Here is a 14,407-nt window from a genome sequence, read left to right on the forward strand (position 1 = left end):
GGACAACGTCGGAGCGTCCGTTCGTGTTCCTCTGCGGATAGTGTGGCGAGCGTGGACGGTGAGCGTGTGAACTCCAAGCATCAGATCCCGGTCGGGGTCGAGATCGCGACCCAATGGGCCTGGCGCCTGCTCGTCATCGCTGCGGCTGGAGCCTTAGGCATCTGGCTGCTGCGCTACTTCTCCGAGATCACGGTGCCCGTCGCGGTAGCCCTGCTGGGCACGGCGTTGACCGTCGACGTCGTCAACTGGCTCCAGGCCAGAGGACTGCCCCGCATCCTGGCGACGTTCACCGTCGTCATCGTGATGCTCGCAGCGTTCTTCGGCATGCTGGCTCTGGTGGGTCAGCAAGCTCTCCACGCAGGTAACTGATCTGCGCACCAACGTCGTCGAAGGCATCTCGCAGGTGCAGGACTGGGCCAAGACCGGCCCGCTCGACCTGACCGACACGCAGATCCAGAGCTGGGTCGACAGCGCCAAGGAGTCCATCGCGTCGAGCGACACGTCGGTGTTCGCGCGGGTCAGCGAGGTCGGGACGACGCTGACCCATGTCGTTGCAGGGTTCTTCATCGCGTTGTTCTCCTCCTTCTTCTTCCTCTATGAGGGCCAGCGCATCTGGAGCTGGGTCGTCGCGCTCTTCCCGGCAGCGGCACGTGACCGTGTCGACTCGTCGGGGCACACGGCGTGGACGTCGCTGACGGCGTTCGTGCGTGCCACGGTCCTGGTCGCGCTGACCGATGCGATCGGCATCGCGTTCGCGGCGTGGGTGCTGGGCGTGCCGTTGACGTTCGCGATCGCGGTGCTGGTGTTCCTCGGAGCGTTCATCCCGATCGTCGGTGCGCTGTTGTCCGGCATGGTCGCCGTCTTGGTCGCGTTGGTCGCGCAGGGCCCGTGGACGGCATTGTTCATGTTGATCGCGGTCATCGTGGTGCAGCAGATCGAGTCGCACGTGCTGCAGCCGTTCTTGATGGGCCGGCTGGTGCGGGTGCATCCGTTGGCGATCATCATCGCGATCGCCGCCGGCATCACGGTTGCCGGCGTCGTGGGTGCGCTGATCGCGGTGCCGCTGGCAGCCTGCCTCAATGGCGTCGTACGTCACCTGGTCGTGGTGGCCCGTGACTATCAGGCTGATCCAGAAGATGACTTCGAGGCGGAGCCGGAGCCAGCGTGATGGACGTCCACGCGATCTGTGCCGGATTCGTCGGTGCGACGTTGACCTTTCCGTTCAGCGAGGAGACCGCGGTCTACAAGGTCGGCGGCAAGATCTTCGCCCTGACCGGGGTCGACCGGGCCACGAGCATCAACCTCAAGGCCGAGCCGCAGGACGTCACGGGCCTGGTCGAGACGTACCCGGCGATCGAGCGCGGCTATCACATGAACAAGAAGCACTGGATCACAGTGCAGCTCGACGGGAGCCTGCCCGACGGGATGGTCGAGGAGCTCATCGAGGATTCCTACGACCTGATCGTCGACAAGCTGCCGGCCCGCGACCGGCCCTAGCCGGTCATCCCTGCGGGGACAAACAAATCTGGTTCTGTCCGCGATGCGGCGGACAAAACCAGATTCTTGAGTCCTCTAGGGGCCGGGCGTCGCACGGGTGCGGAGCGGGATCTCCTTGATGAACAGCGAGAGCACGAGCGCGATCAGCATGATCGGGATGGCCGAGATGAACACGTCGTGCAGCGCGCTGGCGAAAGCGTCGATGACGTCCGACCTGAGTGGCTCCGGCAGGCCGGCGATCGTCGAGACGTCGTTGGTGTCGACGGATGGGCTGCCGGCAGTCGTCCCGAGGTTCTCCGCCAGGTGGTGGGCCAGGCGGGTGTTGAGCACGGCACCGAACAGTGCCGCGCCGACCGTTCCGCCCAAGGTGCGGAAGAACGTGATGGTGCTGGTGGCGATACCCATGTGCCGGGGGTCGACGGCGTTCTGGACGATGACGGTGAGCAGCTGCATCGAGAAGCCGAGCCCGGCCCCGAAGACGAACAGGCCCAGGGCGGCCAACCAGTAGGGGCTGTCGGCATTGAGCAGCGACAGCACCAGCAGGGCAGCAATGACGATCGTCGCGCTCGCGATCGGCATGGGCCGGTAGCGTCCGGTCTTCGTGACCCAGTTGCCCGACGGGATGGACGTGCCGAAGATGCCGATCACCATCGGCAGCATCGCCAACCCGGACTTGGTCGGCGTCATGTCCATCACGACCTGCAGGTACAGCGGGATGAAGATGATCGCGCCGAACATCGCGAGCCCGACCGTGACAGCCATCGCATTGGTCGTCGAGAAGATGGAGCTCTTGAACAGCTCCATCGGGATGATGGGCTCCGTGGCGCGCAGCTCGGTCAGGATAAACAGCGCGGTCAGCACGATGGCACCACCGAGCAGCGCGAGCCCGAGGCCGGACGTCCAGCCGTGATCGGGCCCGGCCCAGGCCAGATACAGCAGCAGCGACGAGACGCCGGCAACTAGGATGCCGGCGCCGAACCAGTCGATCGTGTGGTCGCGGCGGGTGTGGGGAGCTTGAGCGCGTACGACGTGACGACGAGCGCGACACCGCCGATCGGCACGTTGAGCCAGAAGATCCATTCCCAGCCGGGGCCGTCGGCGAGCCAGCCGCCGAGCACCGGGCCGAGCACGCTGGACGTTCCGAAGACAGCGCCCATGTAGCCCATGTACTTGCCGCGTTCGCGGGCGGGATGACGTCGCCGAGGGTCGCGAACGCCAGCGCCATCAACCCGCCACCGCCGATGCCCTGGAGTGCGCGGAAGGCGATAGCTCTTCGATGTTGCGGGCGAAGCCGCACAGCAGTGAACCGACCAAGAACGTGATGATCGCTGCCTGGAAGATCGGTCGACGTCCGTACAGGTCGGAGATCTTGCCCACAACGGCGTTGCTGCGGTCGAGGTCAAGAGGTACGCCGTCACGACCCAGCTCAGCTTGTTGAGCCCGTTGAGGTCGGAGGTGATGCGGGGCAGGGCGGTGCCGACGATGCTCTGGTCGAGCGTGGCCAGGAACATCCCGGTCATCAGACCGCCGAGGATCACCAGGATCTGCCGGTGAGACAGGTACGTCTCGTCGGCGCTGGTGCGGGTCTCGCTCATGGCAGTGCTCCCAGGGATCCGTTGAGGCGGACGAGGTCGTCGCGCAGGCGTTCGCGTTCGGTGTCGTCCCAGTCGGCCAGAGCCTCGGTCAGGATCGAACGGCGGTGGTCGAAGGTCGTGGTCAGCGCGGCGCGGCCGGCATCAGTGATCGCGAGGATGCACGCGCGGCCGTCGACGGGATCGGGCTCACGGCTGATGAGCTCTCGGTCGGCCAGCTGCTGCACGTGACGGCTGACGGTCGACGCGTCCAAGCGCATCGACTCAGCCAAGTCGCCGAGCCGGAGGGCACCTCGACGTTTGAGGGTGAACAACAAGGTGGCCTGTGACCATTCGACCGGGTCTCCGTCGAGCCGTGCGCGAAGTCGTCGTCCCACTGCCAAAGACAGTTGCAGGATCGCGTCCTCGGCCGTCCGTGCGTCCGATTGCATGGTCCAAACATATAACAGGTTGCCACCTGCAACGACGCGATGTGCGCGACGACGCACTAGGGTGACGAGGTGGACCTCAACGACGTACGGGCCGCCCGTGCGCTGCTCGCCGGTGTCACCGAGACGACGCCTATGGCGCACTCACGCTGGTTGAGCCGCGGACCGGGCAGGACGTGTTCCTCAAGGCCGAGAACCTTCAGCGCACCGGCTCGTTCAAGATCAGAGGAGCGTACGTCCGCATCGCCCGGCTCAGCGAGAAAAGAACGGTCTCGCGGGGTGGTTGCCGCGAGCGCCGGCAACCATGCGCAGGGTGTCGCTCTTGCGGCCTCGTTGCTGGGGAGCAAGTCGACAATCTTCATGCCCGAAGGCGCTGCGCTGCCCAAGGTGGCCGCGACCGAGAGCTACGGCGCCGACATCGAGTTCCACGGGGCCGGGGTGACCGAGGCGCTGGTGCCGGCGCGTGCCTTCGCCGAACGGACGGGTGCGGTGCTGATCCACCCCTTCGATCACGAAGACATCGTGGCCGGTCAGGGGACGGTCGGCCTCGAGATCCTCGAGCAGTGCCCCGACGTCCGGACGATCCTGGTACCGCTCGGCGGTGGCGGGCTGGCCGCCGGTATCGCGTTGCTGCGCAGTGAACGTCCTGATCTGCGGATCGTTGGTGTCCAGGCAGAGTCGGCGGCCGCCTACCCGGAGTCGATGACCGCTGGGCATCCTGTGCTCGGTTCGATGGGCGTGACGATGGCCGACGGGATCGCCGTCGCGCAGCCCGGCGACATTCCGTTCGAGATCCTGGCGTCGTTGCTCGACGAGGTCATCACGGTCAGCGAAGAGTCCCTCAGCAGTGCGCTGTTGTCACTGCTGGAGCGAGCCAAGATGCTGGTCGAGCCGGCGGGCGCGGCAGCCGTCGCTGCCCTGCTCGAACGGCCGGACGACTTCGACGGGCCCGTGGTCGCGGTGCTGTCGGGCGGCAACATCGACGCCCTCGTGCTGCTCGACGTCATCCGTCACGGCCTCGCTGCAGGCGGGCGGTTCCTCAACTTCCGGGCCCGCATCTCCGACCGGCCAGGTGAGCTGATGCGGCTGCTCAGCGACCTGGCAGCCATGCAGGTCAACGTGCTGACGGTCAACCACGACCGTTCTTCAGACTCGTTGCCGGTGCGTCAGGTCGACGTCGATGTCGAGGTCGCGACCAGGGGCCCCGGGCACCGCGCCGAGGTGCGGCAGAAGCTGACCGACCTGGGCTACCTGCTCCTATAGCCAGCCACGCCTCCCCGACCACGCAAGATGTCGGGCGGTTTACGTCCACACCAGGCAGGGTTGGACGTAAAACCGCCGACATCTCGAGCGAGAAGGGCGAGAGGGGTCAGAACGGCTTGGCGGCGACCAGCTCGACCGTGATCGACTTGCCGTTGGGAGTCTCGTACGTCGCAGACTCGCCGACCGTCTTGCCGAGGATCGCGGCGCCGAGGGGCGACGTCGGCGAGTAGACGTCGAGCTCGACGCTGGAGTCCATGCTGAGCAGCTCACGCGAGCCGAGCAAGAACGTCTCAGTCTCGGTGTCACCGGCGAAGCGGATCGTGATGATCATGCCGGCCTCGGCGAGGCCGTCGTCGGCAGGCTTCTCGCCCACCTCGGCCTTGCGCAGCATCGCCTCGAGCTGATCGATGCGGGCCTTGGTCTTGCCCTGCTCTTCGCGAGCGGCGTGATATCCGCCGTTCTCCTTCAGGTCGCCCTCGTCGCGCGCAGCAGCGATCTTGGTCGTGATGTCGGCCCACACATCGCCCTTGAGATGCGCGAGCTCTTGCTGCAGACGGTCGAACGCCTCCTGGGTCACCCAGATTGTGTCTGACTGTGTCGGCTGAGTCATCAGTGCGTCCTCCTTGACGTGCTGCACCCCGGGCCAGCGCCCGGGGTGAACTTGCAAGGCTAGCACTCAATCAGCGGCTACACACGTTCTCAGGACACCGTTGACGGCCCTGCGCTCGGTCTCGATCGTGGCGCTGACGCGCACAGTTTCCTTCGAAGCCGCAGGAATGTCGATGGTCTTCTCGCCGACGATGACGTGATCGGCGGCCTGTGCGTAGATCGTGCAGCGGACGGCGAGCGGATCGGGCCGGGTCACGTCGAGCTTGATCTCGACCTGCTTGTCGTCGATCACGTCGTAGGCCCAGAGCTTGGCCGAGACGGGATCCTTCTGGAAGCCCACCCACGCCGCGAACGCGATGCCGAGGGCCACCCCGGCGACTGCGACGACGGGCCAGACCCACCTGGGACGTTGGCGGGATCCGTAGCGGGCATTCAGGTCGGTCACGCCTTCCAGTGCTCAGGCGCCACCCAGCACACGGTGGACGGCCGTCGTGGAACACCCGGATGGTGGACGGTGTTGTTCCGGGTGCGAGGATTTGCCTACGTCTTTGAAGGAGAACCGTGGCCGAGAAGCTTCGTCTCATGCATGTGCATGCCCACCCTGACGACGAGTCGAGCAAGGGTGCGGCATCGACCGCCAAGTACGTGGCCGAGGGCGTCGACGTCCACGTCGTGACCTGCACGGGTGGCGAGCGCGGCTCGATCCTGAACCCGCAGTTCAAGCATCCTGGCATCGAGGACAACCCTGAGCTCATCACCGAGATCCGGCGCGAGGAGATGGACCGCGCTCGCGAGATCCTCGGGGTCACGCAGGACTGGCTCGGCTTCGTCGACTCCGGTTGGCCCGAGGGTGATCCCAAGCCGCCGCTGCCTGAAGGCTGCTTCGGCCTCGTGTCGGTCGAGGATGCGGCTGAGCCTCTGGTGCGGCTGATCCGTTCGTTCAAGCCGCACGTCCTGACGACGTACGACGAGAACGGCGGCGTACCCGCACCCCGACCACATCATGTGCCACCTGATCAGCGTCCATGCGTACGAGGCCGCAGCCGATCCGACCCGTTATCCCGACTCGGGGAGCCGTGGCAGGTCTCCAAGCTCTACTACCACCTGGGCTGGCTGGGACCGCATGGAAGCCATCGCGCAGGCCATGGAACGTCACGGTCTCGAGAACCCGTACGCGGAGCGGTTCAAGGACTGGAGCGCAAGCCTGAGGACGAGGCCCGGCTGACGACGCGGGTCGAGTGCGCCGAGTACTTCCCGGTCCGCGACGCGGCCCTGCTGGCTCACGCCACGCAGATCGATCCCGAAGGATGGTTCTTCGCGGTGCCGCACGAGGTGCAGGCCGAGGCGTGGCCGACCGAGGACTACCAGCTGGTCGACTCGAAGGTCGAGACGAGCATCCCCGAGACAGACCTGTTCGCCGGGCTGCGCTGACCTTCACAGCTGAGGTTTCACAGCCTCGGGTCGACCGGTTCGCTCTCCATCGCCAGCACGGCGAAGACGCACTCATGGACGCGCCAGACGGGTTCGTCTGACGTCACTCGCCGCAGGGCCTCCAGCCCGAGGGCGTACTCGCGCAGCGCCATCGACCGTTTGTGGCCGAGGTTGCGGTTGCGGAGGCGGGTCAGGTTCGCCGGTTCGGTGTAGTCGGGTCCATAGATCAGCCGCAGGTATTCGCGACCACGCACCTTGATGCCTGGCTGCGCGAGTCCCTTGGGTCCCCGGACGAAGTTGGCGAGCGGCTTGACGACCATGCCTTCACCGCCGGACGCGGTCAGCGCGGTCCACCAGTCGTTGCCTGCTGAGACTGATGCCGGATCGCTCGTGTCGACAACCAGGCGACGGGTCGTGGTGAACAGCGTCGGATCGGTCGCGACGAGCCGGTCGGCCAGGCCGAGGTGCCACAGATGATCGTGAGTCTCGTACGTCCGGCCGTCGCTCGCGAGCAGTTGGAACGGCGCGATGCGCAAGCCGTCGGTGCCCGACACCGGCCAGGAGTAGCGCCGGTAGACGTCGCGCAGGCCGTCGGCATTGGCAGAGCGCCGGGCCGTGCGTTGCGCCAGCCTCCGTAGTGTCGATGCCGCGGGCCGCGGCCTGGGCCAGCACGTCGAGCGCTGCAGGCAGAGCCGACCGCGCAGCGGTGCCGACCGCCGCGTACTGCGACCGGATCAGGTCGATGGCCTTGGCCGACCACGGCATGATCTCGGCGTCGAGCAGCATCCACTCGGTGCCGAGCTCGTCCCACAAACCGGCCTCACCCGCTGCGGCGGCAAAGGATGTCAGGACGTCGTGCTGGGTCGTGTCATCGAAGAAGGCCCGGCCCGTCCGGGTGTGGATGACACCGGTTCCGTCGCGCCGCACCGAGATCACGGCGCGTGACCCCATGTGCTTCTCCTCGCACAGCACCTCGGTCACACCGGTCTTGGTGAAGTGGTTGAACGCCTCGGCCGAATGCTCGAGATGATCGTCGAGTGCGGAGGTGTCGCACGGCGACATCGTCGGCGGCAGGTAGACCAGGCGTGCCGGGTCGATCGCGAACCGGCTCATGACCTCCAACGCGCCTGCGGCGTTCTCCTCGCGCAACGAGATGCGTCCCATCGTGGACGTCTCGACGATCCGTGGACCCAGGACGTCGTCGAGACGCAGGATGTCGGGGTCGCGAGGCGGGGGAGCGAGCGGGCGTACGGGTTCGTAGTAGACCTCGCTCGCCTCGACGCTGACGATCTCGCGCTCGGGATAGCGCAGCGCTGTGAGAGAACCGCCGAACACGCAGCCGGTGTCGAGGCACATCGTGTTGTTGATCCACTCGGTGTGCGGCACAGGCGTGTGACCGTAGAGCACGGTCGCCTGACCGCGGTACTCCTCAGCCCAGGGGTAACGCACCGGCAGTCCGAACTCGTCGGTCTCGCCGCTGGTGTCGCCGTACAGCGCAAACGAGCGGACCCGTCCGGACGCTCGGCCGTGATAGGCCTCCTTGAGACCCGCATGGGCGACGACGAGTCGTCCCTCGTCGAGGACGTAGTGCGCGATCAGCCCGTCGACGAAGGTCCGGACGTCGCGCCGGAAGTCGTCGCTCTCCGCCTCCAGCTGGGCCATCGTGGTCTCGAGCCCGTGGCTGAGCGTGACGGTGCGACCTTCGAGCGCGCGCGACAGCTTCGCCTCGTGGTTGCCCGAGACGCACAGGGCATGTCCGGCGCGGACCATGCCCATGGCGAGGCGGAGGACCCCGGGTGAGTCGGGGCCGCGATCGACCAGGTCGCCGACGAACACGACCTGACGGCCATCGGGATGCGAGGCATCGACGGGACGACCTTGGTCATCACGAAGGAGGGAGTAGCCGAGATCCTCCAAGAGCCTTCCAGCTGCGGCCGGCAGCCGTGGACGTCTCCGATGACGTCGAACGGACCGGTGCGGTCGCGCAGGTCGTTCATCAGCTTCTCGCGCTCGATCGTGACCGCTTCGACGTCGTCGATCGAGCTGAGGACGTGCACCGAGCGGAACCCTTCGCGGCGCAGACCCTTGAGCGAGCGACGCAGCTGGTCGTGCTGGCGCTTGACGACGTGAGCACCCAGGTTGCGATCGGGGCGTGATGCATTGCGCTCGACCCCGACCGACACGGGAAGGTCGAGGACGATCGCGACCGGCAGCACGTCGTGAGCCTTGGCGAGAGTGACCAGGCTCTTGCGGGCGTGCGGCTGGACGTTGGTCGCGTCGATGACGGTGAGTCGCCCTGCCTCGAGCCGTTTGCCCGCGATGAACTCGAGCACCTCGAACGCAGCGGTCGTCGCGGACTGGTCGTTCTCGTCATCGGCGACCAGGCCACGGCAGTGGTCGCTGGAGATGACCTCGGTCGGGGCGAAGTGCTGGGCGGCGAAGGTTGACTTGCCCGAACCGCTGGCACCGATCAGGACGACGAGCGAGGTCTGAGGGATACGGAGAGTCGTCATGCGTCCGCCGCCGTCCGGGTGAAGAGGGCCAGCTGGGTCGGCGGCCCGACGACGGGGTCGTCGTCACCGACGGGGCGGAGGTCGACGGTGTAGCCGTACGCCTTTGCCGTCGCCGAAGCCCAGGCGGCGAACTGCTCGCGGGTCCACTCGAACCGGTGGTCGGGGTGGCGCATCGCACCTGGGGCGAGGGCCTCGTACCGGACGTTGTGCTCGGCGTTGGGCGTCGTGACGACGACCGCACGCGGCTGCATGTGGCCGAAGACGTTCGCGGTCACGGCGGGCACTCGTTCGGGTCGATGTGCTCGATGACCTCCATCAGGACGGCCGCGTCGAGCCCGACCAGCCGAGTGTCCTCGTACTGCAGCGACGACAGCCACAGCGACAACCGTTGCGCCTGGCGCTCGGTCATGGCGTCGACGTGCAGCCGGCGGGCAGCAGTACGCAGCGCGGCGTCGCTGACCTCGGTCCCGATGACCCGGTCGATGCCTTGCAGCACGAGCAGCTTGCCGATCAGCGCGCCAGGTCCGCAGCCGAGGTCGACGACGCTGGTCGGGCGCACCGACGCGAGGGCGTCGAGCACTGCATCGTGGCGCAGTGCGACGAGAGGACGGGGCCGATCTTCCTGAGCGACAGGCGGCCGACTCCGTCGAGCTCGGCCAGCCGGGTCAGTGCCTCAGTGGCCATGTTGCGTTGATGGGCCAGGTAACGACGGCTGATGAGCTCACGCTCAGGATGGCTCGCCAGCCAGCCCTCGCCGGCGCGCATCAGCTTGTCGACCTCGTCGTCGGCGACCCAGTAGTGCTTCGCTCCGTCGAGCACCGGCAGCAGGACGTAGAGGTGGTTCAGGGCATCGGCGAGACGGATCTCGCCTGTCAGTGTGAGTCGCACGTACGTCGAATCGCCCCACTCAGGCAAGCTCGGAATCGAGCGGAAGCGGCTCGGCGGTGACTCGCCAACCCAGGGGCTGGAACATCCGGGTCACCAGGTCGGCCCCGCCAGGCACGGCGGGGATGTCGATTGTCAGTGGGATCGGGGCGTCGGCGATGTCCTGCTTGCTGTCACAGCGTCCGCCCAACGCGGTGCGGAAGACCTTGCCCATCGCGACCGACAACAGCGACGACGCGGCATAGGGGCGGTCGTTGACGTACTGACCCCAGCGAGAAGGCCTGCTGCTTGGCGCCCTTGCCCTTGACCAGGGCGATCGGGTCGACCTCCAGGAGCAACGCCGCGGTGCAGCGTTCAGTCGTCGACTCGGGGTAGAACACGTACTGCCTGGCCGCCGTGGACGTCGAAGCTCTGCATCCGGTCGGGGTGCTTGTGCAACAGGTAGCCCAGATCGGATGCGTCATGGAGCACATCGGACTGTTGCGCGGAGATGGTCAGGAGCACGTGTGCCAGTGTGACAGGCGGGCTCGTCGACGTGGCTACAGCGAGTAGGTCAACGAGATGTCGTAGCCGTCGTCGCTGTGCCCGGCCAGGTTGATCGTGGCTTCGCCGGTCATTCCTTCGAGCCCGCCAGTGCCCATGCCGTCGACGATGTGGAGCGTCGCGCGCACGGCTTCGGCGTCGTGCTCGCCGACGTGCTGGAAGACGAGCGTCCCGTCATGCCCGTCGATCGATCCGGTGAACTGCTCGAAGCCGCTGACCGGCGCGACGCCGGGGCGGTAGGAGATGAGATAGGAGACGACGCCGGAACCTTCGATCGCGCCGGAGTAGGAATAGCTCGTGTCGGCTCGGGAGAACCCGCGGGTCGGATACTTGACGCCGTTGACATCGGTGGCGTCGCCGTCGACGTCGATGACGATCTCCTCCTTCCACGAGGTGACGGTGAACTTGCCGGTCGTGGTGTGTGTCGTAGTCATGCCTCGACGGTAGGAGCCTGTGGCTTGACCGGTCTTGAACAAACGCGACACTTGACTTCATGACAGGTGTCTCATGACGGATCCGCGAGGTCGGGGGACGCCGCGATCGTGCGGCCGACGGAGTCCGGGCAGCACATCGACGTGTCGCGGGTGGCCCCGTCCGCGCGCTGGGCGTCCTTTGTCGAGTACTACTGGATCGTCCGCTCGGGACTGCCCCGAGCCGTACGAGCAGCAGGTCATCCCGCAGCCGTGCGTGACGCTCTCGGCCGAGGCGCTGGGTGCAGAACCGCGGCTGCTCGTCAACGGGCTCACGCGAGAGCCGTTCGTGCGGACGTTGCACGATCGTGGGCACGTGCTCGGAGCGACGTTCAAGCCCGCGAGCTTTTCGGGCGCTGCTGGGCGCGGACGTCAGCGACGTGGCCGGTCGGGTCGTGCCGCTGGGAGATCTGGTCGGTCCTGCCGACCAGGCCGTGGCGACTGAGATCCTGCAACCGGGCGCAGAGGACGGTGCGATGGTGTCGGCGTTGGAGAAGCACCTCGACCTGTGCGGTGCGTACCCCGACCCCGTGGCCGATGGGCTCAACGCCTTGGTGCGACGGGCAGAGACCGATCAGTCGGTGACCCGCGCCGACCAGCTGGCCTCGATCAGCGGGGTCAGCCTGCGGACCCTGCAACGCCAGTTCACCGCCTACCTCGGCATCGGCCCGAAATGGGTCGTGCAGCGGTTCCGGCTGCTGGATGCCGCGGCGGCAGCCCACACCAGCGAGCGCACCGACTGGGCGGCGTTGGCCACCGAGCTGGGCTTCGCAGACCAGGCCCACCTCGTACGAGCGTTCACGGCCGTCGTCGGCACGCCACCGCGGACATACGAGCAACAGGCCTGACGGATACGCGGTATCAACCCGGGAGATTCCGGTCTTCTACGAGGCGTAGTATGACGGCATGCACGTTCTCGTCGCCCTTGCGAACTCCAATGTCATCGACAAGGCGCCCGACGCCGAAGATGTCAAGCCTGGCTGGGTCGCGCTCGGCATCGTGATCATCTTGTGCATCGCCGTGTTCTTCCTGTGCCGCTCGTTCATCAAGCACACCAAGAAGGCCGAGCAGCCGTGGGAGGGCGAGGACGCCGACTCCGGCGCCCGGCGCACGACCCCGCACGACCGCAGCTAGTTCACCAGGCTCACGACCAGCGCGATGAACGCGGCGTGCAGGACGGCGCCCGAGATCAGTGCTGTGCCCACGGCTCGCCCCAGCGGCATGGTTACGGCTTTGTGCAAGACGGCGGCCATCAATGCTGTCGAGATCGTCAACGCGACCAGGCCGTATCCGATGAATCGCAGGTGGTCGCCGCTATCGATCTGGTCGCTCATGAAGTACGAGTGCATGAAGCCGAAGGCGTAGGCCACGATGCCAACCGGAACGTTGAACGCCAGAGCCAGGAGCGGGACAGCACGGATGCCCGCAGGAGTGCCGGTCAGAGAGTTCATCGGTGCATCCTCGCACCACGTTGGGCCAGGTTCAGCCCTGACGGCCCTTGAACCTCGGGTTCTGCTTGTTGATGACGAATGTGCGACCGCGTCTGCGGACGACCTGGGCGCCGGGCTGCTGCTTGAGCGAGCGCAGTGAGTTGCGGACCTTCATGAGTGCTCCTTCGGGGCGATGAGACCGCGCTGCACGGCTCGGACGAGCCTGCGCGGTACTCGGTGGGTGGTGCCGTCGACCGTGACGGGCACGAGGGCGACGGGTGTCGCCTTCCAGCTCGACCGGCGATGTCGGGTGTTGCTGCGCGACAGCTTGCGCTTGGGGACGGCCATGATGACTCCTTCTCCTCGGTGGCTCAGGCGTTCTGGCGGATAGGACCGAGCCACGGCTCGTAGCCGTCCTCGTTGCTCTCCCAGATAGTTCCGCGTACAGCGATCTCGTCATCGGTGAGCAGGCAGCGGTGGAACAGGGCGACGAGCTCGTCGCGTCCGTCGTCGATGCCGGTGACGAGGATGCGGGTGTGGGGTTCGGTGTCGCCGTGCTCGCACACACCGACGCTCGCTGCCCGCCGGCGCCGTCCCACTCGCAGATGCTGTCGTGGCGGGTCGGCAGCCAGAAGCAGCCGCGCGAGCGGCGGGCGCCGCCGCCAAGCTGTTCGAGGTGGGCCATCAGCCGTTCGGGGTGGAAGGGTCGGTCCGAACGCAGCTCGATCGTCCATGCCTTGCCGGTGCTGATCAGCCCGACGGGTCGGGTGTGGCCGGGATCGATCCAGGCCTCCGCGTCGTCGTGCCGCCGGCGCGCCCCGACGATCGCCGCGGTGTCGAGCTCGAAGTGGTCGAGCACCTCGCCGGCACCCGGTCGCAGCAGCATCGACACCAGATGGCGGTCGGTCTCGTCGATCTCGCCGACGACCACGACGGCGTCGGCATACTCGATGAGTGCCGCGTGCACCTCGGCCACGCCGCGGGAGTCCTCGGGCGACGTCTCGAGGCCGCGTTCGCGCAGCAGGTCGTCGCCGAGCAGGTCGGCGCGTGCCGTGGGCCCGTTGACCACCGCGAGCACTGAGGCGATGTGCAGCTTGGCGCCGATGACCTCGTCGTGGTCGACGATGCGGCACACCTGGTCGGCCCCGGCGGCGACCGGCAGGTGGGCGATGATCGAGCCCCACCGTCCGTCGTCGGCCAGCCGTTCGAGCGTCGGCATGATGTCTTCGCGCAGCGCGCAGCCGACACAGGCGTGCTCGAGGTCGAAGGACAGCTGCTCGACGATGCCGCCCTGGTCGCTGACGACACGGGTCAGGATCTGCCGGTCGACGTCGATCGTGTGCCTGACGGCGACGGCGTGAGGGGCGTCCCACTGCAGACCGATCATGGCGTGCGCCATGGCATCGGCGTCGACGCCGGTCAGCAGCACCAGGGGAGTCGTCGTCATGATGTGGTTCCGTAGCGGCGGTTGAACTTCTCGACCCGTCCCTCGGTGTCGAGGACGCGTCCCTTCCCGGTCCAGAACGGATGGCTCGCGGTCGACACGTCGACGTCGATGACGGGGTAGGTGACGCCGTCGAGGTCGATCGTCGCCTCGCTCGTGAGCGTCGATGCCGACACGAAGACGAGGTCGCCGGACTTGTCGCGGAATGCCACCGGCGCGTAGGCCGGGTGGATGCCCTTCTTCATGTGGGATTCCTCCTGTAGACTTATTGGGAATGATTGTCATTCTACATAAGGAGTCAA

General features: G+C 66.9%; 25 protein-coding genes and 3 pseudogenes. 8 read left to right on the top strand and 20 right to left on the bottom strand.

Annotated elements, in window-relative coordinates; translation table 11 throughout:
* Positions 1–66 precede the first annotated feature (66 nt).
* The 3 genes from ACHMWU_RS12355 to ACHMWU_RS12365 are packed head-to-tail and all read left to right on the top strand — an operon-like array spanning position 67 to position 1,497.
* Complete coding sequence (locus ACHMWU_RS12355; RefSeq protein WP_396044060.1) at positions 67–369, top strand: AI-2E family transporter; 303 nt, start codon at positions 67–69, stop codon at positions 367–369.
* 25 nt (positions 370–394) lie between these two features.
* On the top strand, positions 395–1,168 hold the full coding sequence (locus ACHMWU_RS12360) for an AI-2E family transporter (RefSeq protein WP_396046700.1): 774 nt from the start codon (positions 395–397) through the stop codon (positions 1,166–1,168).
* Complete coding sequence (locus tag ACHMWU_RS12365) at positions 1,168–1,497, top strand: MmcQ/YjbR family DNA-binding protein (protein ID WP_396044062.1); 330 nt, start codon at positions 1,168–1,170, stop codon at positions 1,495–1,497. Before ACHMWU_RS12360 ends, ACHMWU_RS12365 begins: the two co-directional genes overlap by 1 nt.
* A gap of 75 nt (positions 1,498–1,572) precedes the next feature.
* On the opposite strand, the gene ACHMWU_RS12370 is transcribed toward ACHMWU_RS12365, so the two are convergent.
* From ACHMWU_RS12370 to ACHMWU_RS12380, 3 genes are read right to left on the bottom strand one after another with little or no spacing between them, the layout of a single operon-like run.
* Entirely contained in the window at positions 1,573–2,568 is a 996-nt protein-coding gene (locus ACHMWU_RS12370) for an MFS transporter (RefSeq protein ID WP_396046702.1), read from the bottom strand.
* Entirely contained in the window at positions 2,457–3,092 is a 636-nt protein-coding gene (locus tag ACHMWU_RS12375) for an MFS transporter (protein WP_396044064.1), read from the bottom strand. The genes ACHMWU_RS12370 and ACHMWU_RS12375 overlap by 112 nt, the downstream gene beginning before the upstream one ends.
* Positions 3,089–3,520: a MarR family winged helix-turn-helix transcriptional regulator gene (locus tag ACHMWU_RS12380; RefSeq protein WP_396044066.1), complete on the bottom strand. Its 432-nt coding sequence runs from the start codon at positions 3,518–3,520 to the stop codon at positions 3,089–3,091. Before ACHMWU_RS12380 ends, ACHMWU_RS12375 begins: the two co-directional genes overlap by 4 nt.
* Positions 3,521–3,589: 69 nt before the next feature.
* Here ACHMWU_RS12380 and ACHMWU_RS12385 point away from each other — a divergent pair, with 69 nt between their 5' ends.
* Positions 3,590–4,780, top strand: a complete 1,191-nt coding sequence (locus ACHMWU_RS12385) for a pyridoxal-phosphate dependent enzyme (protein ID WP_396044068.1) — start codon at positions 3,590–3,592, stop codon at positions 4,778–4,780.
* A 106-nt stretch (positions 4,781–4,886) separates the two neighbouring features.
* Here the strand turns inward: ACHMWU_RS12385 and greA are convergent, their stop codons facing one another.
* Together greA and ACHMWU_RS12395 are read right to left on the bottom strand one after the other, a co-directional pair.
* Positions 4,887–5,390: a transcription elongation factor GreA gene (gene greA, locus ACHMWU_RS12390; RefSeq protein ID WP_396044070.1), complete on the bottom strand. Its 504-nt coding sequence runs from the start codon at positions 5,388–5,390 to the stop codon at positions 4,887–4,889.
* A 66-nt stretch (positions 5,391–5,456) separates the two neighbouring features.
* Positions 5,457–5,834, bottom strand: a complete 378-nt coding sequence (locus tag ACHMWU_RS12395) for a DUF4307 domain-containing protein (RefSeq protein WP_396044072.1) — start codon at positions 5,832–5,834, stop codon at positions 5,457–5,459.
* Positions 5,835–5,971: 137 nt separating this feature from the next.
* Between ACHMWU_RS12395 and mca the strand changes: the two genes are divergently transcribed.
* Positions 5,972–6,820, top strand: a complete 849-nt coding sequence (gene mca, locus ACHMWU_RS12400) for a mycothiol conjugate amidase Mca (RefSeq protein WP_396044074.1) — start codon at positions 5,972–5,974, stop codon at positions 6,818–6,820.
* A 17-nt stretch (positions 6,821–6,837) separates the two neighbouring features.
* Here mca and ACHMWU_RS12405 read toward each other — a convergent pair whose 3' ends face one another.
* From ACHMWU_RS12405 to ACHMWU_RS12450, 10 genes and pseudogenes are all read right to left on the bottom strand, one after another.
* The gene (locus ACHMWU_RS12405) at positions 6,838–7,524 is read right to left on the bottom strand and encodes a hypothetical protein (protein WP_396046704.1); all 687 of its coding nucleotides are present in this window, start codon (positions 7,522–7,524) and stop codon (positions 6,838–6,840) included.
* Positions 7,508–8,656, bottom strand: a pseudogene (locus ACHMWU_RS12410) (metallophosphoesterase); the annotation flags it as partial. The pseudogene ACHMWU_RS12410 and the gene ACHMWU_RS12405, both read right to left, overlap by 17 nt.
* A gap of 260 nt (positions 8,657–8,916) precedes the next feature.
* Positions 8,917–9,333 (bottom strand): annotated as a pseudogene (locus ACHMWU_RS12415) (AAA family ATPase); the annotation flags it as partial.
* Complete coding sequence (locus ACHMWU_RS12420; RefSeq protein ID WP_396044076.1) at positions 9,330–9,608, bottom strand: hypothetical protein; 279 nt, start codon at positions 9,606–9,608, stop codon at positions 9,330–9,332. The gene ACHMWU_RS12420 and the pseudogene ACHMWU_RS12415, both read right to left, overlap by 4 nt.
* Positions 9,605–9,892 (bottom strand): methyltransferase domain-containing protein, encoded by a 288-nt coding sequence (locus ACHMWU_RS12425; protein WP_396044078.1) that lies wholly within the window; start codon positions 9,890–9,892, stop codon positions 9,605–9,607. Before ACHMWU_RS12425 ends, ACHMWU_RS12420 begins: the two co-directional genes overlap by 4 nt.
* Positions 9,844–10,248 carry a hypothetical protein gene (locus tag ACHMWU_RS12430; protein WP_396044080.1) on the bottom strand — a complete coding sequence of 135 codons (405 nt, stop codon included), beginning with the start codon at positions 10,246–10,248 and terminating at the stop codon, positions 9,844–9,846. Before ACHMWU_RS12430 ends, ACHMWU_RS12425 begins: the two co-directional genes overlap by 49 nt.
* The gene (locus tag ACHMWU_RS12435; RefSeq protein ID WP_396044082.1) at positions 10,241–10,432 is read right to left on the bottom strand and encodes a hypothetical protein; all 192 of its coding nucleotides are present in this window, start codon (positions 10,430–10,432) and stop codon (positions 10,241–10,243) included. The genes ACHMWU_RS12430 and ACHMWU_RS12435 overlap by 8 nt, the downstream gene beginning before the upstream one ends.
* On the bottom strand, positions 10,392–10,598 hold the full coding sequence (locus tag ACHMWU_RS12440; RefSeq protein WP_396044084.1) for a hypothetical protein: 207 nt from the start codon (positions 10,596–10,598) through the stop codon (positions 10,392–10,394). The genes ACHMWU_RS12435 and ACHMWU_RS12440 overlap by 41 nt, the downstream gene beginning before the upstream one ends.
* Positions 10,573–10,722, bottom strand: a complete 150-nt coding sequence (locus ACHMWU_RS12445; RefSeq protein ID WP_396044086.1) for a hypothetical protein — start codon at positions 10,720–10,722, stop codon at positions 10,573–10,575. The genes ACHMWU_RS12440 and ACHMWU_RS12445 overlap by 26 nt, the downstream gene beginning before the upstream one ends.
* Positions 10,723–10,757: 35 nt before the next feature.
* Positions 10,758–11,195: a DUF3224 domain-containing protein gene (locus ACHMWU_RS12450; protein ID WP_396044088.1), complete on the bottom strand. Its 438-nt coding sequence runs from the start codon at positions 11,193–11,195 to the stop codon at positions 10,758–10,760.
* Positions 11,196–11,268: 73 nt separating this feature from the next.
* On the opposite strand from ACHMWU_RS12450, the gene ACHMWU_RS12455 reads away from it, so the two are divergent.
* Genes ACHMWU_RS12455 through ACHMWU_RS12465 form a run of 3 tightly spaced genes read left to right on the top strand, consistent with a single transcriptional unit; the run spans position 11,269 to position 12,365 of the window.
* On the top strand, positions 11,269–11,676 hold the full coding sequence (locus tag ACHMWU_RS12455; protein WP_396044090.1) for a DUF6597 domain-containing transcriptional factor: 408 nt from the start codon (positions 11,269–11,271) through the stop codon (positions 11,674–11,676).
* A complete protein-coding gene (locus ACHMWU_RS12460; RefSeq protein WP_396044092.1) occupies positions 11,666–12,079 on the top strand; it encodes a helix-turn-helix domain-containing protein in 414 nt (137 codons plus the stop codon). Before ACHMWU_RS12455 ends, ACHMWU_RS12460 begins: the two co-directional genes overlap by 11 nt.
* A 58-nt stretch (positions 12,080–12,137) precedes the next feature.
* Positions 12,138–12,365 (top strand): hypothetical protein, encoded by a 228-nt coding sequence (locus ACHMWU_RS12465; RefSeq protein ID WP_396044095.1) that lies wholly within the window; start codon positions 12,138–12,140, stop codon positions 12,363–12,365.
* On the opposite strand, the gene ACHMWU_RS12470 is transcribed toward ACHMWU_RS12465, so the two are convergent.
* From ACHMWU_RS12470 to ACHMWU_RS12490, 5 genes and pseudogenes are all read right to left on the bottom strand, one after another.
* Entirely contained in the window at positions 12,362–12,682 is a 321-nt protein-coding gene (locus ACHMWU_RS12470) for a hypothetical protein (RefSeq protein WP_396044096.1), read from the bottom strand. The two genes, ACHMWU_RS12465 and ACHMWU_RS12470, sit on opposite strands and share 4 nt — an antisense overlap.
* Positions 12,683–12,713: 31 nt before the next feature.
* On the bottom strand, positions 12,714–12,836 hold the full coding sequence (gene ykgO, locus ACHMWU_RS12475) for a type B 50S ribosomal protein L36 (RefSeq protein WP_149690268.1): 123 nt from the start codon (positions 12,834–12,836) through the stop codon (positions 12,714–12,716).
* Entirely contained in the window at positions 12,833–13,009 is a 177-nt protein-coding gene (gene rpmF, locus ACHMWU_RS12480; protein WP_396046707.1) for a 50S ribosomal protein L32, read from the bottom strand. The genes ykgO and rpmF overlap by 4 nt, the downstream gene beginning before the upstream one ends.
* Before the next feature lie 286 nt (positions 13,010–13,295).
* Positions 13,296–14,108, bottom strand: a pseudogene (locus ACHMWU_RS12485) (cobalamin biosynthesis protein CobW); the annotation flags it as partial.
* A complete protein-coding gene (locus ACHMWU_RS12490) occupies positions 14,105–14,350 on the bottom strand; it encodes a type B 50S ribosomal protein L31 (RefSeq protein ID WP_396044098.1) in 246 nt (81 codons plus the stop codon). The gene ACHMWU_RS12490 and the pseudogene ACHMWU_RS12485, both read right to left, overlap by 4 nt.
* Positions 14,351–14,407: the final 57 nt, after the last annotated feature.

Source organism: Aeromicrobium sp. UC242_57, from assembly GCF_044452305.1.
Lineage (GTDB): Bacteria > Actinomycetota > Actinomycetes > Propionibacteriales > Nocardioidaceae > Aeromicrobium.